The 18,375-nt window shown below is 61.3% G+C and carries 21 protein-coding genes; 15 read left to right on the top strand and 6 right to left on the bottom strand.

The features are described 5' to 3' along the window. The first annotated feature begins 91 nt into the window (after window positions 1-91). Genes glyA through RWJ89_RS16900 form a run of 4 tightly spaced genes read left to right on the top strand, consistent with a single transcriptional unit; the run spans window position 92 to window position 3,789 of the window. Window positions 92-1,390 carry a serine hydroxymethyltransferase gene (gene glyA / locus RWJ89_RS16915; RefSeq protein WP_020049415.1) on the top strand — a complete coding sequence of 433 codons (1,299 nt, stop codon included), beginning with the start codon at window positions 92-94 and terminating at the stop codon, window positions 1,388-1,390. Window positions 1,391-1,399: 9 nt separating this feature from the next. Further along, a complete protein-coding gene (gene nrdR, locus RWJ89_RS16910) occupies window positions 1,400-1,876 on the top strand; it encodes a transcriptional regulator NrdR (protein WP_003547190.1) in 477 nt (158 codons plus the stop codon). Between the two features lie 3 nt (window positions 1,877-1,879). Further along, on the top strand, window positions 1,880-3,178 hold the full coding sequence (gene ribD / locus RWJ89_RS16905) for a bifunctional diaminohydroxyphosphoribosylaminopyrimidine deaminase/5-amino-6-(5-phosphoribosylamino)uracil reductase RibD (RefSeq protein WP_168282693.1): 1,299 nt from the start codon (window positions 1,880-1,882) through the stop codon (window positions 3,176-3,178). Beyond that, window positions 3,178-3,789, top strand: coding sequence for a riboflavin synthase (locus tag RWJ89_RS16900; protein ID WP_168282691.1), 612 nt, complete (start codon window positions 3,178-3,180; stop codon window positions 3,787-3,789). Before ribD ends, RWJ89_RS16900 begins: the two co-directional genes overlap by 1 nt. A 30-nt stretch (window positions 3,790-3,819) precedes the next feature. Here the strand turns inward: RWJ89_RS16900 and RWJ89_RS16895 are convergent, their stop codons facing one another. The 3 genes from RWJ89_RS16895 to RWJ89_RS16885 all read right to left on the bottom strand — a co-directional run bounded on the left by RWJ89_RS16895 (window position 3,820) and on the right by RWJ89_RS16885 (window position 5,437). Further along, window positions 3,820-4,335, bottom strand: a complete 516-nt coding sequence (locus RWJ89_RS16895; RefSeq protein ID WP_316031161.1) for a GNAT family N-acetyltransferase — start codon at window positions 4,333-4,335, stop codon at window positions 3,820-3,822. 28 nt (window positions 4,336-4,363) lie between these two features. After that, window positions 4,364-4,867, bottom strand: coding sequence for a cupin domain-containing protein (locus tag RWJ89_RS16890; protein WP_316031160.1), 504 nt, complete (start codon window positions 4,865-4,867; stop codon window positions 4,364-4,366). A gap of 210 nt (window positions 4,868-5,077) precedes the next feature. Beyond that, window positions 5,078-5,437, bottom strand: a complete 360-nt coding sequence (locus RWJ89_RS16885) for a hypothetical protein (RefSeq protein ID WP_168270373.1) — start codon at window positions 5,435-5,437, stop codon at window positions 5,078-5,080. 347 nt (window positions 5,438-5,784) lie between these two features. Here RWJ89_RS16885 and ribH point away from each other — a divergent pair, with 347 nt between their 5' ends. The 3 genes from ribH to RWJ89_RS16870 all read left to right on the top strand — a co-directional run bounded on the left by ribH (window position 5,785) and on the right by RWJ89_RS16870 (window position 9,063). Then, window positions 5,785-6,240 carry a 6,7-dimethyl-8-ribityllumazine synthase gene (gene ribH / locus RWJ89_RS16880; protein ID WP_316031159.1) on the top strand — a complete coding sequence of 152 codons (456 nt, stop codon included), beginning with the start codon at window positions 5,785-5,787 and terminating at the stop codon, window positions 6,238-6,240. Window positions 6,241-6,243: 3 nt separating this feature from the next. Beyond that, complete coding sequence (gene nusB / locus RWJ89_RS16875) at window positions 6,244-6,726, top strand: transcription antitermination factor NusB (RefSeq protein ID WP_020049422.1); 483 nt, start codon at window positions 6,244-6,246, stop codon at window positions 6,724-6,726. A 198-nt stretch (window positions 6,727-6,924) separates the two neighbouring features. Beyond that, window positions 6,925-9,063, top strand: a complete 2,139-nt coding sequence (locus RWJ89_RS16870) for a sodium-translocating pyrophosphatase (RefSeq protein WP_131664262.1) — start codon at window positions 6,925-6,927, stop codon at window positions 9,061-9,063. A gap of 98 nt (window positions 9,064-9,161) precedes the next feature. Here RWJ89_RS16870 and RWJ89_RS16865 read toward each other — a convergent pair whose 3' ends face one another. Next, window positions 9,162-9,695 (bottom strand): outer membrane protein assembly factor BamE, encoded by a 534-nt coding sequence (locus tag RWJ89_RS16865; RefSeq protein ID WP_020049423.1) that lies wholly within the window; start codon window positions 9,693-9,695, stop codon window positions 9,162-9,164. Between the two features lie 137 nt (window positions 9,696-9,832). Between RWJ89_RS16865 and RWJ89_RS16860 the strand changes: the two genes are divergently transcribed. From RWJ89_RS16860 to RWJ89_RS16835, 6 genes are all read left to right on the top strand, one after another. Beyond that, window positions 9,833-10,489 (top strand): ubiquinol-cytochrome C chaperone family protein, encoded by a 657-nt coding sequence (locus RWJ89_RS16860; protein WP_131664261.1) that lies wholly within the window; start codon window positions 9,833-9,835, stop codon window positions 10,487-10,489. 11 nt (window positions 10,490-10,500) lie between these two features. Then, complete coding sequence (locus tag RWJ89_RS16855; protein ID WP_017959881.1) at window positions 10,501-11,055, top strand: YceD family protein; 555 nt, start codon at window positions 10,501-10,503, stop codon at window positions 11,053-11,055. Window positions 11,056-11,153: 98 nt separating this feature from the next. Beyond that, window positions 11,154-12,200 (top strand): phosphate acyltransferase PlsX, encoded by a 1,047-nt coding sequence (gene plsX / locus RWJ89_RS16850; RefSeq protein WP_011651316.1) that lies wholly within the window; start codon window positions 11,154-11,156, stop codon window positions 12,198-12,200. A gap of 20 nt (window positions 12,201-12,220) precedes the next feature. Then, entirely contained in the window at window positions 12,221-13,192 is a 972-nt protein-coding gene (locus tag RWJ89_RS16845; protein WP_012756903.1) for a beta-ketoacyl-ACP synthase III, read from the top strand. 104 nt (window positions 13,193-13,296) lie between these two features. Further along, window positions 13,297-13,635 (top strand): integration host factor subunit alpha, encoded by a 339-nt coding sequence (locus tag RWJ89_RS16840; protein WP_003547228.1) that lies wholly within the window; start codon window positions 13,297-13,299, stop codon window positions 13,633-13,635. A 151-nt stretch (window positions 13,636-13,786) separates the two neighbouring features. Then, window positions 13,787-14,326 (top strand): MerR family transcriptional regulator, encoded by a 540-nt coding sequence (locus RWJ89_RS16835; protein ID WP_017959884.1) that lies wholly within the window; start codon window positions 13,787-13,789, stop codon window positions 14,324-14,326. 9 nt (window positions 14,327-14,335) lie between these two features. Here the strand turns inward: RWJ89_RS16835 and RWJ89_RS16830 are convergent, their stop codons facing one another. Next, window positions 14,336-14,683: a response regulator gene (locus RWJ89_RS16830; protein ID WP_017959885.1), complete on the bottom strand. Its 348-nt coding sequence runs from the start codon at window positions 14,681-14,683 to the stop codon at window positions 14,336-14,338. 372 nt (window positions 14,684-15,055) lie between these two features. Between RWJ89_RS16830 and RWJ89_RS16825 the strand changes: the two genes are divergently transcribed. Beyond that, window positions 15,056-16,702, top strand: a complete 1,647-nt coding sequence (locus RWJ89_RS16825; protein WP_316031158.1) for a response regulator — start codon at window positions 15,056-15,058, stop codon at window positions 16,700-16,702. 40 nt (window positions 16,703-16,742) lie between these two features. Here the strand turns inward: RWJ89_RS16825 and RWJ89_RS16820 are convergent, their stop codons facing one another. Then, window positions 16,743-17,057, bottom strand: coding sequence for a DUF1236 domain-containing protein (locus RWJ89_RS16820; RefSeq protein ID WP_020049431.1), 315 nt, complete (start codon window positions 17,055-17,057; stop codon window positions 16,743-16,745). Window positions 17,058-17,376: 319 nt separating this feature from the next. Here RWJ89_RS16820 and bcsN point away from each other — a divergent pair, with 319 nt between their 5' ends. Next, window positions 17,377-18,354: a cellulose biosynthesis protein BcsN gene (gene bcsN, locus RWJ89_RS16815; protein WP_222010145.1), complete on the top strand. Its 978-nt coding sequence runs from the start codon at window positions 17,377-17,379 to the stop codon at window positions 18,352-18,354. Window positions 18,355-18,375 lie beyond the last annotated feature (21 nt).

Below are 18,375 nucleotides of genomic sequence, written 5' to 3'. Positions count from 1 at the left end.
CGCGCTTTGCTCAGCAAATGTCGTTCCTCGTATTGCTCTCGCCACGGCGGAAGGCTAATACCTCAGCGCATTCCAGTTGAGGAGCCCGCCCATGACCAATGCTTCCACCGAATCCTTCTTCAATCGCTCGCTTGCGGACGTCGATCCGGACATTTTCGGCGCGATCGGAAAGGAACTCGGTCGCCAACGGCACGAGATCGAACTGATCGCTTCTGAGAACATCGTCTCCCGCGCCGTGCTGGAAGCCCAGGGCTCCATCATGACCAACAAATATGCCGAGGGTTATCCCGGCAAGCGTTATTACGGCGGCTGCCAGTTCGTCGATATCGCCGAGGAACTGGCGATCGAGCGTGCCAAGAAGCTGTTCGGCGTCAATTTCGCCAACGTCCAGCCGAATTCCGGTTCGCAGATGAACCAGGCCGTGTTCCTGGCGCTGCTGCAGCCCGGCGACACCTTCATGGGTCTCGACCTGAACTCGGGCGGCCACCTCACGCATGGTTCGCCGGTCAACATGTCCGGCAAGTGGTTCAACGTCGTCTCCTACGGCGTGCGCGAAGGCGACAACCTGCTCGACATGGATGAAGTCGCCCGCAAGGCCGAGGAAACCAAGCCGAAGCTCATCATCGCCGGCGGCACTGCCTATTCCCGTATCTGGGACTGGAAGCGCTTCCGCGAGATCGCCGACTCGGTTGGCGCCTACCTTATGGTCGACATGGCCCACATCGCCGGCCTTGTCGCCGGCGGCGTTCATCCGTCGCCGTTCCCGCATTGCCATGTCGCGACGACGACGACCCACAAGTCGTTGCGCGGCCCGCGCGGCGGCGTCATCCTCACCAATGACGAGGATCTGGCGAAGAAGTTCAATTCGGCCGTTTTCCCCGGTCTGCAGGGCGGCCCGCTGATGCACATCATCGCCGCCAAGGCTGTGGCCTTCGGCGAGGCGCTGCAGCCGGAATTCAAGGATTATGCCGCGCAGGTGGTCAAGAACGCCAAGGCGCTTGCCGAAACGCTTGTTGCCGGCGGTCTCGACGTCGTCTCCGGCGGCACCGACAATCATCTGATGCTGGTCGACCTGCGCAAGAAGAATGCCACCGGCAAACGCGCCGAGGCAGCTCTTGGCCGCGCCTACGTCACCTGCAACAAGAACGGCATTCCCTTCGATCCGGAAAAGCCCTTCGTTACCTCGGGTGTGCGCCTCGGCGCACCGGCCGGCACGACCCGCGGCTTCAAGGAAGCGGAATTCCGCGAGATCGGCAATCTGATCGTCGAAGTTCTCGACGGCCTGAAGGTCGCCAATTCCGATGAAGGTAACGCTGCCGTCGAAGCCGCTGTGCGCGGCAAGGTGGTCAGCCTCACCGACCGCTTCCCCATGTACGGCTACATGGGATAAGGAGTAGGGATGCGCTGCCCCTATTGCGGTTCGGAAGATACTCAGGTCAAGGATTCGCGCCCGGCGGAGGACAACACGTCCATCCGCCGGCGGCGCATCTGCCCGGATTGCGGCGGCCGCTTCACCACGTTCGAGCGTGTGCAGCTGCGCGAGCTAATGGTCATCAAGAAGACCGGCCGCAAGGTGCCCTTCGACCGCGACAAGCTGGTGCGCTCCTTCGAAGTGGCGCTGCGCAAACGCCCGGTCGAGCGTGATCGTATCGAGCGCGCCGTCTCGGGCATCGTCCGGCGGCTTGAAAGCTCCGGCGAGACCGAGATCTCCTCCGAACAGATCGGCCTGCAGGTGCTGGAAGCCATGAAGAGCCTCGATGATGTCGGCTTCGTGCGCTACGCCTCGGTCTATCGGGATTTCTCGCTTGCCGAGGATTTCGAGAAGGTCATTTCCGAAATCAACGCCAAGATCGCCCGCGACCCGCTGGACAGGTGAGCCATGAGCATCACGCCGCATGACGAACGTTTCATGGCGGCGGCGATCCGTCTGTCGCGCTGGCATCTCGGCCGCACCGCCACAAACCCCTCCGTCGGCTGCCTGATCGTCAGGGATGGCGTCATCGTCGGCCGGGCGGTGACGGCGCTCGGTGGCCGCCCGCATGCCGAGACGCAAGCACTCGCTGAAGCCGGCGCGCTCGCCCGCGGCGCCACTGCCTATGTGACGCTCGAACCCTGCTCGCATCACGGCAAAACGCCGCCCTGTTCCGAGGCGCTGATCGCCTATGGCGTTGCCCGCGTCGTGATCAGCGTCGCCGATCCCGATCCGCGGGTCTCCGGCCGCGGCATCGCTATGCTGCGCGAAGCCGGCATAGAGGTGGATACCGGCGTGCTGGAGGCAGAGGGCCGGCACTCGCTTGCCGCCTATCTCACCCGCCAGACGAAGAATCGCCCCTATGTGACTCTCAAGCTTGCCGTTTCCGCCGACGGCATGATCGGCCGCGCAGGGGAAGGGCAGGTAGCGATAACAGGCCCGGAGGCCCGCGCCCAGGTGCAGGCGCTGCGCGCCGAAACCGATGCGATCCTGGTTGGCATCGGTACCGCGATTGCGGATGATCCGCTGCTGACGGTACGGACGCCAAGTCTTGAATCGCAATCGCCGATCCGCATCGTGCTTGATCCCTCGCTGGCATTGCCGCTGACGGGCAAGCTCGTCGAGACGGCGCGGGAGGTGCCGGTCATCGTGGTGGCGAGTGAGGAAGTGTGGCCGTTGTCGGCTGATGCGGAGGGATTACCCCCCTCTGCCCTGCCGGGCATCTCCCCCACAGGTGGGGAGATCGGCAAGAGGCGCGATCCGAATTCCCCAGTTTCCGATGGTGATGGTTTCGGCTTGAGGCAAGACGTAGGGCAAGGGGCTAACCCCGATCCGATCTCCCCCCTTGTGGGGGAGATGCCCGGCAGGGCAGAGGGGGGTGCCGCATTGGACTCCCGCCGTGCCGCGCTAGAAGCCGCCGGCGTCGAGGTGCTCTACTGCAATCCCTATCATCCGGAAGTCCTGTTGCCGGCGCTCGCGACGCGCGGTATTTCCTCGCTTCTGGTCGAGGGCGGTGCAAAGACCGCGCGGCTTTTCCTCGAAGCTGGCCTCGTCGACCGCATCCAGCTTTATCAGGCGCCCGGTGTCATCGGCGAGCGCGGTATTGAATCCCCGCTGCTGACAACCGACATACCATCGGGTTTTGTCCATACGGGCACGCTGATGTTCGGCGAAGATCGCCTGGACGAATACGAAAGAGGGCTTTGATGTTCACCGGAATAGTCACCGATATCGGTACGATCGAATCCGTTTCGCCGCTGAAGGAGGGTATCAAGCTCCGCGTTGCGACGAGTTACGACCCGGCGACCATCGATATGGGCGCATCCATCTCTCACTCCGGCATCTGCCTCACCGTCACTGGTCTGCCGCAGGAAGGCAGCAATGGTCGCTGGTTCGAGGTCGAGGCCTGGGAAGAGGCGTTGCGGCTGACGACGATCGGCGCCTGGGAGGAGGGCAGCCGCATCAATCTCGAACGGTCGCTGAAGATCGGTGATGAACTCGGCGGCCACATCGTTTCCGGCCATGTTGACGGCAAGGCGGAAATCCTCTCGGTGACAGCAGAAGGCGACGCCACACGCTACCGCCTGCGCGCGCCCGAACATCTGGCGAAATTCGTCGCCCCCAAGGGTTCGATCGCACTCGACGGCACCTCGCTGACGGTCAATGCGGTCGACGGCACGGATTTCGACGTGCTGCTCATCCGCCACACGCTCGATGTCACCACCTGGGGCGATCGCAAGGCCGGCGATTTCGTCAATTTCGAAGTCGACACCATGGCGCGTTACGCCGCCCGGCTGGCGGAATTCCCGAGCGCATAAGTGAAAGCCGTCCTGTTGGACGCGCGGCGCCTACCGCGCAAACTGAATGATCTCGCCGTTGTAGTGCGTGCGCGCCGTCTCGCGGAAGCCGAGCTTGGCTGCGACCCGCAGCGAGGCCTGGTTCTCGGGGCTGATGATACAGCTCATCGGCTTTCCGGGAAAATGCGTTTCCGCCCAGCCGATCAGGACGGTCAACGCCTCGGTGGCATAACCGCGGCCGTGCGCCGAAGGCATCAGCGCCCAGCCGACCTCCATCGTCCCCTCGATCGAGGGTTCCATCTCGCGGCGGGCTTCCAGGAAGCCCGCTTCACCGATGAACCGGCCGCTCTCCTTTTCGACGATCGCCAGAAAGCCGAAGCCCATATGGTGCCACATGCCGGCAACGCGCAGCATGCGGCTCCAGCTCTGCTCGCGCGTTGACGGCACGCCGGTGATGAAGCGCACGACATCCTCGTCCGCCCATAGCGCCGCATGCGCGTCGAAATCGTCGAGGCGGTGCGGGCGAAGCGTCAGACGTGCCGTTTCGATGGTCGGAATGTCGGTCACATCGGGTCCTTATGAAAAAAACACGTCCTCAGGCGCCGGGCTCGCCGTCCCAATAGTCGAGGTTGCCTTCCGGCCGTCCGATATGACGGAAGCGCTTAGTTTCTGCACGGTCCCTGTTGGTCTTGGCAAGGAACTTTCCGGAATCGGGATATTCGACGATCTCGGTCTTCGCCATCGTCGAAATGCCGAGATAGACGAGTGTGGCCGTGCCGGTATTGATGATCTGGTGCGCCGTTTCAGGCCCGCCGGCCGGCGCGCCGAGCACGTCGCCCGCCTTGATCGCATGGCGCGCATCGCCGAAGCGGTATTCGCCGGTACCGGCGATCACGTAGAAAAGCTCGTCTTCGACATGGTGATTGTGGAACGGACAGCTCGATTTGCCTGACGGCACCTCGTTGTAGCTGATACCGAGGCCGGCAAGGCCAAGAAGCGCGCCAAACGAGGTGTCGGCGCTTTCGTAGAATTCGCCTTGTTTCCAGTGGTCGAGCTTGAGATCGGCGGTATTGATCACCGCTTTCGGTTCCGTCGCCATGGTGTCCTCCTGTTGCAGGAAGAGAAACCATCATCGCGTCGGAAAATTCAATGCTTTATCTCGGAAATCCCCAGCATGGCCGGTGAGGAGACCGCCGCCCATGCTTGGAGCGCCATGCGTCCAACAGAAAACGCTGAGGACGCTCTATCACTTTCAATCCCACGCATAACCCAAAAACCGATCCGATCTTCGGGCTATGCGCTGGAGCCATCAGCGGACGTAGAAGGTCAGACTTCCATCGGCCGCCTGCTCGGCATTGACGACATTGCGAATATTGACACCCTCATTGTTGAGGCGGTGGGCAAGCGACCTGTTGGCGTCGATCGAGGCCTGGATGCCGCGGATAGCCTGGCCGGAGCGCTGCGGTGCGGAGTGTGGGCCGCTCGTCTCGTCGTCGAAGTTGCGCCAGTTGTAAACCTCCTGGACATTGAAATCATTGCCCTGGTAGCTCCTGAGCGTCTGCTCGATGCCTTGAGGGGTGTTCATCCCAAGGCTTGCGGCCTGGCTGACGCCGGCAAACGCGATGGAGGAGAGGGCGGTAGCGAGGGTGATGGTGAGAACGCGGTGCATGATTTGTATCCTTTCATCTGCTTAGACGGTCGGCTGTCGTTGCAGGGGATCGTCTGCGTCACGACATGGAATTGGCGTTCTCCCATTCGCGATTCAATGGGTTAAACCACTGAAAATCCATTAAGAATTGTTCACGAAAACTGCCTTCGAATTGCCGCTTTCCAGGCGTCCGGGAAAGCTGATTTCAGAGGCGTGCCCAGCTGTGCATACAGGGCGCGGCTATCCCCTTGCAGATATTTCCTCTTTCCCATTGCGGCATCGGGCGAAATTGCTTGCCATTCGGACGAAGGCATGTTTTGACCGCGGCCTGCCGAGTGGGTAAATGTCCCGCCAACTGAAGGTGAACCATGCCGAGAGAGACCGCTCCCCATATTTTGATCGTTGAGGCCCGCTTCTACGACGACATGGCCGACGCCCTGCTCGAAGGCGCGACCTTCGCATTGACGGAGGCCGGCGCCACCTTCGAGGTCGTCACCGTTCCCGGCGCACTGGAAATTCCGGCGGCGATTGCCATGTCGCTCGATGGAGACGACAATGGCGGAGCGCATTATGACGGCTATGTCGCCCTTGGCATGGTCATTCGCGGCGAGACCTATCACTTCGATATCGTGTCGAACGAATCCTCGCGCGCCTTGATGGATCTTGCGGTCAGCGAGTCCCTTGCCATCGGCAATGGCATCCTGACCGTCGAAAACGACGAACAGGCTTGGGCGCGCGTGAGCCGCTCGGACAAGGACAAGGGCGGATTTGCCGCTCGTGCAGCTCTGACCATGATCGAGCTGAAGCAGAAACTGGGTGCATAACGAATGAACGACGACAAGACGGAACGGCCGGTCAAGACTGCGAACCAGCGGGGCGCTGCCCGCCTTGCTGCCGTTCAGGCCCTGTATCAGATGGATGTCGGCGGCACGGGCGTTCTGGAAATCGTGGCTGAATACGAGGCGTACCGTCTTGGTCAGGAAATCGATGGCGCGACTTATCTGAAAGCCGATGCCGCCTGGTTCCGTTCCATCGTCTCCGGTGTCGTGCGCGATCAGGTCCGCCTCGATCCGCTGATTGCCGCAGCCCTGCAGGATGATTGGGCCTTGTCGCGCCTCGACAGCACCGTGCGCGCCATCCTGCGCGCCGGCGTTTTCGAGATCACCGACCGCAAGGACGTCCCGGTGGCGGTCATCGTCACCGAATATGTCGAGATCGCCCAGGCCTTCTTCGATGACGACGAGCCGAAGCTCGTCAACGCCGTGCTCGACCGCATCGCAAAGCAGGTCCGCGGCGAGGCGAAGAAATAAGTCTTTAGCCGCCAAACAATCCCCCTACGCCTTTCTTTGTACCGCAATGGTTTTCGCCCGTTGCGGTCTTGACGCCACGTGATCGACCACGCAATCTCCGCACCGCTTAGCTGTGGCATTTCTGTGGAGAGGAAGGCGATTCGGCGGCGTATCTGCCGGAGAAGGAGTGAGCTCCGGCCTATGGGAGGAAAGAGCGAAATGACGATTCTTTTATGCGTAATCGCATGCGGTCTGCTCTCGGTGGTTTATGCCGCCTGGGCAACCCGGTCGGTGCTTGCCGCCGATCAGGGCAATAGCCGCATGCAGGAGATCGCGGGCTATATCCGCGAAGGAGCGCAAGCCTATCTGACGCGCCAGTACAGAACCATTGCCATTGTCGGCGTTGTTGTTTTCATTTTAGCCTGGCTGCTTCTTTCCGGCGAGGCCGCGATCGGCTTCCTGATCGGCGCCGTGCTTTCCGGTGCTGCCGGTTTCATCGGCATGCATGTCTCCGTCCGCGCCAATGTGCGCACCGCCCAAGCGGCTTCCGTCAGCCTTTCCGCCGGCCTCGACATCGCCTTCAAGTCGGGTGCGATCACCGGCATGCTGGTGGCTGGCCTGGCGCTGCTCGGCGTTTCCATCTACTATACGGTCTTGACCATCGGGCTCGGCCATGAGAGCGGCTCGCGCGAAGTCATCGATGCGCTGGTGGCGCTCGGCTTCGGCGCTTCGCTGATCTCGATCTTCGCCCGTCTCGGCGGCGGCATCTTCACCAAGGGCGCCGATGTCGGCGGAGATCTCGTCGGCAAGGTGGAAGCCGGCATTCCCGAAGACGATCCGCGCAACCCGGCAACCATCGCCGATAACGTCGGCGACAATGTCGGCGACTGCGCCGGCATGGCGGCCGACCTTTTCGAGACCTATGCGGTCTCGGTCGTCGCCACCATGGTTCTCGCGGCGATCTTCTTTGCCGGTGCGCCGATCCTCCAGTCTGCGATGGTCTATCCGCTGGCAATCTGCGGCGCCTGCATCATCACCTCGATCATCGGCACCTTCTTCGTCAAGCTCGGCTCGAACGGCTCGATCATGGGCGCTCTCTACAAGGGCCTCATCGTCACCGGTCTGCTGTCGATCGTCGGTCTTGGCGCTGCCACCTCGCTCACCATTGGCTGGGGATCGATCGGCTCCGTCGGAGGCGCCGACATATCAGGCGCGAACCTCTTCTTCTGCGGCATCATCGGCCTCGTCGTCACCGCGCTGATCGTCGTGATCACTGAATATTATACCGGCACGGGCAAGCGCCCGGTCGTCTCGATCGCCCAGGCCTCGGTCACCGGTCACGGCACCAACGTCATCCAGGGCCTGGCGGTTTCACTGGAATCGACGGCACTGCCGGCGATCGTCATCGTTGGCGGCATTCTCGCCACTTACCAGCTCGGCGGCCTGTTCGGCACCGGCATTGCGGTCACGGCCATGCTCGGCATTGCCGGAATGATCGTCGCGCTCGACGCGTTCGGACCGGTGACGGACAATGCCGGCGGTATCGCCGAAATGTCGCATCTGCCGCCGGAGGTGCGCAAATCCACCGATGCGCTCGATGCCGTCGGCAATACGACCAAGGCCGTGACCAAGGGCTACGCCATCGGTTCTGCCGGTCTCGGCGCCCTGGTGCTCTTCGCGGCCTACTCCTATGACCTCAAATATTTTGCGGCGAATGGCGACAAGTTCCCTTATTTTGCCGGCATCGGCGAAATTTCCTTCGATCTTTCCAACCCTTACGTGGTGGCTGGATTGATCTTCGGAGGTCTCATTCCTTACCTCTTCGGCGGCATCGCCATGACCGCCGTCGGCCGTGCGGCCGGCGCGATCGTCGAGGAAGTGCGTCGTCAGTTCAAGGAAAAACCCGGCATCATGCAGGGTACGGAAAAGCCGGATTACGGCAGGGCGGTCGACCTTCTGACCAAGGCCGCCATCCGCGAGATGATCGTGCCGTCGCTGCTGCCGGTGCTGGCGCCGATCGTGGTCTATTTCGGCGTGCTTCTCATCTCCGGCTCCAAGGCCTCCGCCTTTGCTGCCCTCGGCGCATCGCTGCTCGGCGTCATCATCAACGGCCTCTTCGTCGCCATCTCGATGACATCGGGCGGTGGCGCCTGGGACAATGCCAAGAAGAGCTTCGAAGATGGTTTCGTTGACAAGGACGGCGTGCGTCACATGAAGGGCTCGGATGCGCACAAGGCCTCCGTCACCGGCGATACCGTCGGCGATCCCTACAAGGATACCGCCGGTCCCGCCGTCAACCCGGCGATCAAGATCACCAACATCGTCGCGCTGCTGCTGCTGGCCGTTCTCGCCGGATAAACAACGGCGCCGGCTTGGCACACTTCAAGCTGACGCAGCGACCATCAAAAAACCCCGCCGGAGCGATCCGGCGGGGTTTTCGTATAAGGCGTGTCCGATCAGCGCAGGCTGCTTGGGTTCTGCGGCGTGCCGCCGGCGCCACCGCCGAACAGGCTGCGGGCAGCACTCGCGGCGCTGCCGCCGGAAAGCATCTGTTGCAGGAAGGTGAGTTCCTTGCCGCCGGTCGGCGTGACGCGTCCGATCGTGTCGAACACCTTGCCGTCCTGCAGCGCATAGTTGGCGCGGCGGCTGACGACGCCGTCCTTGTCGAAATAGATCGCCAGAACGCTCTGATCGACGACCTTCAGTTTCTGGAAGGCGACCGCACGCGTGCGCCGCTGCGAGATGTAGTAGAAGACTTCGCCGTCGAAGGTCGCCGTCGTCGACGGGGTGCCGAGCGAAAGCAGCACCTGCTCGCGGCTGGAACCTTCCGGAACCAAGTTCAGCGACTGCTGGTCGGCGACGTAGCCGCCGTTGAGAACGGTGCTGGTCTGGCAACCGGAGAGAGCGGTAGTGGAGGCAATTATGAGGGCAATGGCCGCACTGCTGAAGAATTTCATGTCAGACTTGAAATACCGTTTCTTCAACGACATCTACTCCCTGTGAGTGTCGATAGCAGCCATTTGGGGCCTTGCACGCTTTCCTCCTGCAAAACCATTGTGGCCATTCCGGGTCGAATTTCCCGAATTCGCTTCGCTGACGCATCGAAGGCGTCGTTCCGAAACTGACCATGATCGGCATTGCAATTCGCGCCTGCTTCGGTAAACCAGCTTTCGAAATCATGCAACAAGGCCAGACGCCAGCCGGCATGAAGAATGAGGCATTTCCGGAAAAAACAATGATCCTCGGGCTCTTCCGCAAGAAAAACAACAATCAGGCGATCGTCGACAGGCAATATGCGGCGTTGGCGGCGGCCGCGCGCATGCCGGAACTCTACGAGCGGCTCAATGTGCCGGATACGGTCATGGGCCGTTTCGAGATGCTGTCGATCGACATGATTCTGTTTTTTCGCCGCACCCGTGCTTCCGCCACCAGCGGCCAGGAAATCGCCCAGGAGATCGTCGACGCTTTCTTCCAGGATATCGACTATTCGATCCGCGAACTCGGCATCGGCGACAACAGCGTGCCGAAGCGCATGAAGAAGCTCGCCGGCATGTTTTACGGCCGGCTCGAAGCCTATTCGAAGGCGATGGACACAGGCGACGCCGAAGCCCTCGCTCTTGCTCTTCAGCGCAATATCTACCCAGAAACCGAAGCGCCGGCCGATATGTCCGGCCTCGCCGGGTGGATGATGGCCGCGGAAGCGCATCTGTCCGCCGTAGCCGAAGAGGTGATCGCCACCGGTTCGGCAACGCTCCCACCGGTCGCCTGCCCGCCGATCACCTGAAGGAGGAAACGATGCAGAATGATCGGGACGATGTTCCCTTCTCCTATCAAGTCAAGGTCGGCCACATCTCGGCCAACCCCGTCGAGGTTCATGTCGAGGCCGACGCCAGCGAACTGAAGGCGTTGGCCCGGACCTGGAACGTCGTCTCCGTCGACGATCTCAGCGCCGATCTGCAGATTGCCCGCTGGAAGCGCGACGGCGTGCGCATCAAGGGCCGCGTGCAGGCGAAGATCGTCCAGTCCTGCGTCGTGACGCTGGAACCGGTCGAATCCGCCATCGACGAGAGCTTCGAGCAGATCTTCGTGCCGGAGGGCTCCAAGCTTGCCCGTCAGGCCGGCAACGACGCCGGCGAGATGCTGCTCGATCCCGACGGTCCTGATCTGCCCGAGAACTTTGTCGGCGATACGATCGACGCCGGCGAGGTGGTTGCCGAATTCGCCGCTCTGGCGATCGATCCCTATCCGCGCAAGCCGGGTATCGAATTCGCCGGCCATGTCGAAGACAGCGGCGAGGACGACAAAAAGCCCTCCGCTTTCGCGGCTCTCAAGGACTGGAAAAAGGACTGAAGCCCCTCTGGCATTTGACACAATTCAGTTGTAAGCGACGCCAAAACCGGTATTTTGGCCGAAATTTCGCCCTCGGCGAAAAGAAGGATCAGGGACGCGTGATCAGAATATCTCTCGACCTCATGGGTGGCGACTTTGGTCCCCAGGTTGTCATCCCCGGCGCCGCCAAGGCGTTGGATCGGCATCCGGATATTTCCTTCGTTCTCTATGGTCTCAAGGAACAGTGCGATCCGGTTCTCGCCAAGTTTCCGAAGCTGAGGGAAAAATCGATCTTTCACGACTGCGAGCTTGCCGTCGCCATGGATGAGAAGCCGAGCCAGGCGCTGCGCCGTGGCCGCTACATCTCCACCATGTGGCGCTCGATCGCGGCGGTGAAGACCGGTGACGCTGATGTCGCGGTCTCGGCCGGCAATACCGGCGCGCTGATGGCGATGGCGAAGTTCTGTCTGCGCACCATGGCCAATATCGAGCGTCCCGCGATCGCCGCGATCTGGCCGACGCTGAAGGGTGAGAGCATCGTGCTCGATGTTGGGGCGACGATCGGCGCCGATGCGCAGCAGCTGATGGATTTTGCCCTGATGGGCGGCGCGATGGCGCGCGCGCTTTTCGAGGTCGAACGTCCGACGGTCGGTCTTCTGAACGTCGGCGTCGAGGAGATGAAGGGCCAGGAGGAGGTCAAGGAGGCCGGCCGGCTGTTGCGCGAGGCGAACATCGATTCGCTCGAATATTCCGGCTTCGTCGAGGGCAACGACCTTGGCAAGGGCACGGTCGACGTTGTCGTCACCGAAGGCTTTTCCGGCAATATCGCCCTGAAAACCGCCGAAGGCACAGCCAAGCAGATCGGCGAATATCTGCGTGCCGCCATGTCGCGCACGCTGCTGGCCCGCATCGGCTACCTCTTTGCCAAAAGCGCCTTCGACATGCTTCGCGAGAAGCTCGATCCGAGCAAGGTCAATGGCGGCGTGTTTCTCGGCCTGAACGGCATCGTCATCAAGAGCCATGGCGGGGCGAATGCCGAAGGCATCGCAGCCGCCATCGAAGTCGGCTACGACATGGCCAAGAACGGCCTCAATCAGAAAATAGAAAATGATCTTAAGAAATATCATGCCAAGCGGCTGCCCCCGATGGGCCCGGAAGCGGCATGAGCGATGGGGTTCAATCAAAGATGATCCGTTCAGTGGTTCGCGGGTTCGGAGCCGCACTTCCGAAGCGCGTAATGACCAATCGTGACATGGAGGCCATCGTCGATACATCGGACGAATGGATCGTCCAGCGCACCGGCATCCGCCAACGTTATGTCGCCGGTGATGACGAAACGACGGCGTCGCTGGGCGAGGCCGCTGCGCGCGCAGCCCTTGCCAATGGCGGCCTGACGCCTGCCGATATCGATCTTGTCATCTGCGCCACCTCGACGCCTGATAACACGTTTCCGGCGACGTCAGTCAACATCCAGAACCGGCTCGGCATGAGCCACGGCTTCGCCTTCGACGTCCAGGCCGTCTGCACCGGTTTCGTCTATGCGGTGACGACCGCGGATGCCTATATCCGCGGCGGGCTGGCAAAGCGCGTTCTCGTCATCGGCGCCGAAACTTTTTCGCGCATTCTTGACTGGAACGACCGCACCACCTGCGTGCTTTTCGGCGACGGCGCCGGCGCGATCATCCTCGAAGCGACAGAAGGCGAGGGTACCGTTAGCGATCGCGGCGTGCTGACCGCACATCTGCGTTCCGACGGCTCGCACAAGGAAAAGCTCTATGTCGATGGCGGCCCGTCGACGACGGGCACTGTCGGCAAGCTGCGCATGGAAGGCCGCGAGGTCTTCAAATACGCCGTCGGCATGATCACCGATGTTATCCAGGCGGCTTTCGATTCGACCGGCACCACCGCCGATGACCTCGACTGGCTGGTGCCGCACCAGGCCAATCGCCGCATCATCGACGGTTCGGCGAAGAAGCTGAACATCGATGCCGCGAAGGTCGTCATCACCGTCGACCTGCACGGCAATACGTCGGCTGCCTCGATCCCGTTGGCACTTGCGACCGCTGCCGGCGACGGCCGCATCAAGAAGGGCGACCTGGTGATGCTCGAAGCGATGGGCGGCGGCTTTACCTGGGGTGCGGTTCTGCTGCGCTGGTAGGCACGAAACCTAAAAAACTGGCGGCGAACAAGAGCTTGACCGTAAGGCGCAAGACAAATACTCTTCGTGCGATTTCACAAAATATTTGTATGGGCGGGGAAACCATGACCGGAAAAACAGTGACGCGAGCAGACCTGGCGGAATCCGTTTTCCGAAAGGTCGGGCTTTCCCGGACCGAATCTGCCGAACTTGTGGAAACCGTCATCGACGAGATCTGCAACGCCATCGTGCGTGGCGAAACCGTCAAGCTTTCCTCCTTCGCCACCTTCCAGGTGCGCGACAAGAACGAGCGGATCGGCCGCAACCCGAAGACCGGCGAAGAGGTTCCGATTTCCCCCCGCCGGGTCATGACCTTCAAGGCGTCGAACGTGTTGAAGACACGCATCCTCAAATCGCATGTCGCTCGCAAGATCAAGCTGAAGCCGCTGAATCCGGCTCCCTGATAATCGGCTTCCCGTTTCGGAAACGGCTTTTTTTCTCTCTCGCACTCTCCGTCCTTGTGCGCAACGTCAAGACATGACTTGAATTGTCGGCGCCAAACCGTTGAAATATGATGAGTCGCCGTAGGATCGAGCCGCGAGGTCGCGTAGTAGCATGACGTTGGACAAGAGCCCCGATGCCTTTCGCACCATCAGCGAAGTCGCAGACGATCTTGATCTGCCGCAGCATGTGCTGCGCTTCTGGGAGACGCGGTTTCCCCAGATAAAGCCGATGAAGCGCGGCGGCGGCCGTCGCTACTATCGGCCGGAGGACGTGGACCTCCTCAAGGGCATCCGGCATTTGCTCTATGATCATGGCTATACGATCAAGGGTGTGCAGAAGCTTCTGAAGACCAATGGCAACAAGTTCGTCATATCGGTCGGCCATGGCGACCTCGCCAGCGTCGAGGCGCTTGCGTCGGGCGTGCAGGACACGGGTGCCGGGGAACCGCGCGTCGGCATGGCTGACGAAGACCAGATCGTCGGCCGCGCCAAGCCGCCGATCACCCGCCGGTTCTTCAATTTCGTCGCTGGAGACGACGAGCAGGAAGTCTCGATCGGCAAGTCGAGCATTGGCAAGGAAGACAGGGCGCTGCTGCAGGAGGCGCTCTACGACCTCCTGGAATGCAAGCGTCTGCTCGATCAGGTGCGCTGAATAGGAAAGTCAGGCTTCGGTAAGCCGCTTCATCGCCTGTTCGAGTTCGCTGAGCTGGAAGGGTTTTTGCAGCACGGGCAGCGTGCTTGGGCTGCTGCCATCAGGCGGCGTGCCGTATCCCGTAGCATAGAGATAGGGTTTTCCGCGTTCGTCGAGCAGCTTTGCGACTGGCAACGAACTCTGCCCGGCAAGCGAGACATCGAGAATTGCAGCGTCGAACTCCGTATCCCTGGCGGCTGTCAGCGCTCGTTCCAGGTCGGGTGCGCTGGCGCAGACCCGGTAGCCGAGATCGGCAAGCATGTCCTCAAGCAGCATGGCAATCAGCGCGTCGTCTTCGACGATGAATATGTCTTTCATGATCCCGTTCACCCATTGCCCTTGCTAAAGCATGTCGCGCAAAAGTGTGCTGCGGTTTTGCGCGACATGCGTAAAAACAAAGACCTAAAGCGCAAGGAGCGAATCTGAAAGATTGCGACACGCTTTAGGCATGGAGGTTTATGTGGCCGCTTGCACGGCTCGTCAAGACGTCGTGGCCGGCAGTGCGAGAAACAGCATATTGCCGGTTGAAATTCGATGTGCAAAAGCTGGAGTGCCGTCTCCGCAACGGCTCCTGCATAATTTCCTTAAATCGGAATCGATTTATGAATAAAATTATGCAGCAATTCAAAGCGTTGCAGCGTCTTTTGCGGCTCTCGAAAAGACGCGCGGCGCTGTAAGAAGGGGTGTCGAATGGATTTGTTGAGTGCCACGGATTGGCTGCGTCACAGGCCAGGTTTTACATATCCGCTGGCCATTGCCTTCATTGGCCTGACGTTTCTTCTGAGGCTTGCCGTCAGCGACACTCTCTCCGAGTTTCCCTTCCTGAGCTTCCTTCCGGCGATATTGCTCGCGAGTTTCATAGGCGGCGCCGGGCCGGGCTTTGTCGCGACCTTGGTTGCCGGTTTCATTGTCCAGCAGTTTTTCGTCGAGCCGCACAATGTTTTCTGGCCGGCCAGCGCCGCCCAATGGGTGGGGCTTTCCGCCTATCTCATCAATGCCGTGATCATCATCGGGCTGATGGAGATGATCATCATCGCCCATGGCAGGCAGAGCCGCCTTCGCAGCGAGCTCAACAGCTTCAACACGCGCCTCGAACAGACAGTGGTCCAGCGCACTGCCGAGCTCAGGCACGAGATGGAAGAGAATGCCGCCGCTCAGGCGCAGGTCCGCCAGTTGCAGAAGATGGAAACGATTGGCCAACTGACCGGCGGCGTCGCCCATGATTTCAACAACATGCTGGCAATTATCATCGGCAACCTCGATCTCGCCCAACGGCGCCTGACCGGCAGCGAGGATCCTCGCCTGCTATACTCCATCCAGAATGCCAGAGATGGTGCGCAGAGAGCGGCGGTGCTGACCGCGCGTCTTCTCGCCTTCTCGCGCCAGCAACCGCTCGCCCCGGAGGTGATCGACCTCAACAAGCTGGTCGGCGGCATGTCGGAGCTGCTGCGGCGCACGCTCGGCGAGCACATCCGGATCGAGACCGTGCTTGCCGGCGGCCTTTGGCCGAGCTTTGCCGATTTGAGCCAGCTCGAGAATGCCATCCTGAACCTTGCCGTCAACGCCCGCGACGCCATGCCGGGCGGCGGAAATCTGACGATCGAGACCGCCAATACCGAACTCGACGAGCGATATTCGCGCATGCATTCGGAGGTCGAAGCAGGTCAATATGTGATGATCAGCATGACTGACACCGGCACCGGCATGTCGCCGGAGGTGATCGAACGCGCCTTCGACCCGTTCTACACGACCAAGGGGCCTGGCAAAGGCACAGGTCTCGGCCTCAGCCAAGTCTACGGCTACATCAAGCAGAGCGGCGGCCACATCAAGATCTATTCAGAGATCGACAGGGGCACGACGTTGAAGATCTATCTGCCCCGTCATGTCGGCACGGCGGATGCCCGGTTGAACGTCGCCGGCGCCCAGCCGCTTCCTCAGGGCAGCGTCAATGATACGATCCTGGTGGTGGAGGACGATGAGAACGTCCGCACCATGACCGCCGAAAGCCTGCATGAACTCGGTTACACCGTGTTGCAGGCGGCTAGCGGCATGGAGGCGCTTATGCTTCTGGAGCAGAATGCGGCAGTCGACCTGATCTTCACCGATATCGTCATGCCGCAGATGAGCGGACGCCAGCTTGCCGATATCGTCCAGGAAAAATGGCCGACGATCCGGATCCTCTACACGACGGGTTACACCCGCAATGCCATCGTCCACAATGGCGTGCTTGATCACGGCGTTTCCCTGCTTGCCAAGCCCTTCAGCCTGGAGCAGCTCGCTCATAAGATCCGTGAGCTTCTGAATGTCGCGGTGAGGGTGGGAGACGAGCGGACGTGAAGCCGGAATACGGCCGCACGTCCGCAATTCTGTGTCAGCGTTATTCCAAGACCTGGATGATGCGATGCGTCTTCGGTTCGACGATCACGCGCCGCTCGTTGACGACCGTATAGCCATAGCCGTCGATATTTGGCACCGTATGCACTTCGACGGTATCGGGCAGCGTCGCGCCGACCGCGATATCACCGTCATAGACGACGGATGGCGTGTTCTGCTCCATCACATAGGTGCGCACTTCGCCGGGCAATACGACGGAGCCGGTCGGTGCGGGATCGGTGACGATGACGCTGCTCTGCGCGAAGGCGGCGGAGCTGATGGTCAGCATGGCGGCCGCAGCTAGCATGGTCTTGCGCATGGGATTTCTCCTTTCTACCTGAGACATCAAGGCAACGCTGGCCATGCGGCATAGTTCCCCGCGGGCTTTCGCGATCGCGGTAACAGACGCAAAGAGAGAAATTAAGTTGTTACTAAATTAATTTTTACATCAGACGGTTGAGCCGTCTGAACAGCGTTCGAAAAGAGTCCAGATGGTGATGTTAGAGCTCGCTTGTTTACTTTTCGCTAACCATGTTGGACGTTTATTCTGAACGGACGACCAACCGGTCGTTGATTCGACGATCCGTCGCGTTTCGGCTTGCGAATGGATCTGGAAGACGATTGCGGCGGCTCGAGACATGCGCTTGCGGGAGACGATATTGCTGTTGGCCGTGACGGGCATAATGGCCGGCTGCACATCGACAGGCGGCGTGCGCCAGCCTTCCGCGCCGGAAACCGTGGCGCCTGAAAAGGCGTTGGTCCTGCCGCCGCCGGGCGGCCCGTCGATCGTCAGCGTCGTCGAGCGCAAGCGCGGCAACGGCGTCGAGCAGACGATATCGCTGTTTACCTCATCCTCCGTGCCCGGTCAGAACTCCCTGAAGGTCCAGTTCTTCGGCGCTTCGGGCGCCAATCCCGGCGCCGGCAATGCCGGCTTCAGCATGATCAACGAGAGCGGCATTGCCCGCGAGGTGGCCCGTTCGGCCCCCGGCGTGCCGATGGCGACGTCGGCGACCTTCCTGCAGAACGCCTATGGTCCCTTCGGGTATGCCTCCGGTCGCAGCCGTGCCGGCGACACCTGCCTCTATGCTTGGCAGCAGATACGCTCCAGCACTGCTGCCAATACCCAGGCGCGAAATTTCGGCATGATCCAGCTGCGCCTGCGCCTTTGCGATGCGAGAGCGAGCGAACGCCAGCTGCTTGGCATCGTCTATGGCTACACCGTCACCGGCACCTTCGACGGCGAGCTCTGGAACCCTTACGGCAATCCGCCGCCCGCCGACGTGGCGCTCGGGCGCACCGGCGCGCCGATCTATCCCGACGAAGCCGGTTATCGCGCCAGCCCGATGCCGATCGGCTACGAGCCGGCGCCTGCCATTGTCACCCGGCCGCGAGCCGTCGTTCGCAGCGCCTCGACCGCGCAACCGGCTCAAGGTGTGGCACCGGTGCCGGCACCCATCGGCCCGCGTGTGCCGCTGCCGGGCGAGGCGCCGCAGACAAGTGCAAGGCCGGCTGCGGCAGTTGCGCCAATCGAACAATCGGTAAGGGCGATCGGCGTCACCGTGCCTTCGCCGGACTGCATAGGCGACGCGGCCATGACGGCCGCCTGCCGGAGATAATGAGCATGTCGCGGGCGCCGG

The organism is Rhizobium sp. 10PS4 (genome assembly GCF_032464805.1).
GTDB classification, from domain to species: Bacteria; Pseudomonadota; Alphaproteobacteria; order Rhizobiales; family Rhizobiaceae; genus Rhizobium; species Rhizobium laguerreae.
Note: the sequence above shows the minus strand (reverse complement) of the source record. Positions and strands in the feature narration are given on the sequence as shown.

Excerpts from the sequence above, each read along its gene's own strand:
- glyA (WP_020049415.1), top strand. The coding sequence starts at position 92 with ATGACCAATGCTTCCACCGAATCCTTCTTCAATCGCTCGCTTGCGGAC.
- nrdR (WP_003547190.1), top strand. The coding sequence starts at position 1,400 with ATGCGCTGCCCCTATTGCGGTTCGGAAGATACTCAGGTCAAGGATTCG.
- ribD (WP_168282693.1), top strand. The coding sequence starts at position 1,880 with ATGAGCATCACGCCGCATGACGAACGTTTCATGGCGGCGGCGATCCGT.
- RWJ89_RS16900 (WP_168282691.1), top strand. The coding sequence starts at position 3,178 with ATGTTCACCGGAATAGTCACCGATATCGGTACGATCGAATCCGTTTCG.
- RWJ89_RS16890 (WP_316031160.1), bottom strand. The coding sequence starts at position 4,867 with ATGGCGACGGAACCGAAAGCGGTGATCAATACCGCCGATCTCAAGCTC.
- RWJ89_RS16885 (WP_168270373.1), bottom strand. The coding sequence starts at position 5,437 with ATGCACCGCGTTCTCACCATCACCCTCGCTACCGCCCTCTCCTCCATC.
- ribH (WP_316031159.1), top strand. The coding sequence starts at position 5,785 with ATGCCGAGAGAGACCGCTCCCCATATTTTGATCGTTGAGGCCCGCTTC.
- nusB (WP_020049422.1), top strand. The coding sequence starts at position 6,244 with ATGAACGACGACAAGACGGAACGGCCGGTCAAGACTGCGAACCAGCGG.
- RWJ89_RS16870 (WP_131664262.1), top strand. The coding sequence starts at position 6,925 with ATGACGATTCTTTTATGCGTAATCGCATGCGGTCTGCTCTCGGTGGTT.
- RWJ89_RS16865 (WP_020049423.1), bottom strand. The coding sequence starts at position 9,695 with ATGTCGTTGAAGAAACGGTATTTCAAGTCTGACATGAAATTCTTCAGC.
- RWJ89_RS16860 (WP_131664261.1), top strand. The coding sequence starts at position 9,833 with ATGATCGGCATTGCAATTCGCGCCTGCTTCGGTAAACCAGCTTTCGAA.
- RWJ89_RS16855 (WP_017959881.1), top strand. The coding sequence starts at position 10,501 with ATGCAGAATGATCGGGACGATGTTCCCTTCTCCTATCAAGTCAAGGTC.
- RWJ89_RS16845 (WP_012756903.1), top strand. The coding sequence starts at position 12,221 with ATGATCCGTTCAGTGGTTCGCGGGTTCGGAGCCGCACTTCCGAAGCGC.
- RWJ89_RS16840 (WP_003547228.1), top strand. The coding sequence starts at position 13,297 with ATGACCGGAAAAACAGTGACGCGAGCAGACCTGGCGGAATCCGTTTTC.
- RWJ89_RS16835 (WP_017959884.1), top strand. The coding sequence starts at position 13,787 with ATGACGTTGGACAAGAGCCCCGATGCCTTTCGCACCATCAGCGAAGTC.
- RWJ89_RS16830 (WP_017959885.1), bottom strand. The coding sequence starts at position 14,683 with ATGAAAGACATATTCATCGTCGAAGACGACGCGCTGATTGCCATGCTG.
- RWJ89_RS16825 (WP_316031158.1), top strand. The coding sequence starts at position 15,056 with ATGGATTTGTTGAGTGCCACGGATTGGCTGCGTCACAGGCCAGGTTTT.
- RWJ89_RS16820 (WP_020049431.1), bottom strand. The coding sequence starts at position 17,057 with ATGCGCAAGACCATGCTAGCTGCGGCCGCCATGCTGACCATCAGCTCC.
- bcsN (WP_222010145.1), top strand. The coding sequence starts at position 17,377 with ATGCGCTTGCGGGAGACGATATTGCTGTTGGCCGTGACGGGCATAATG.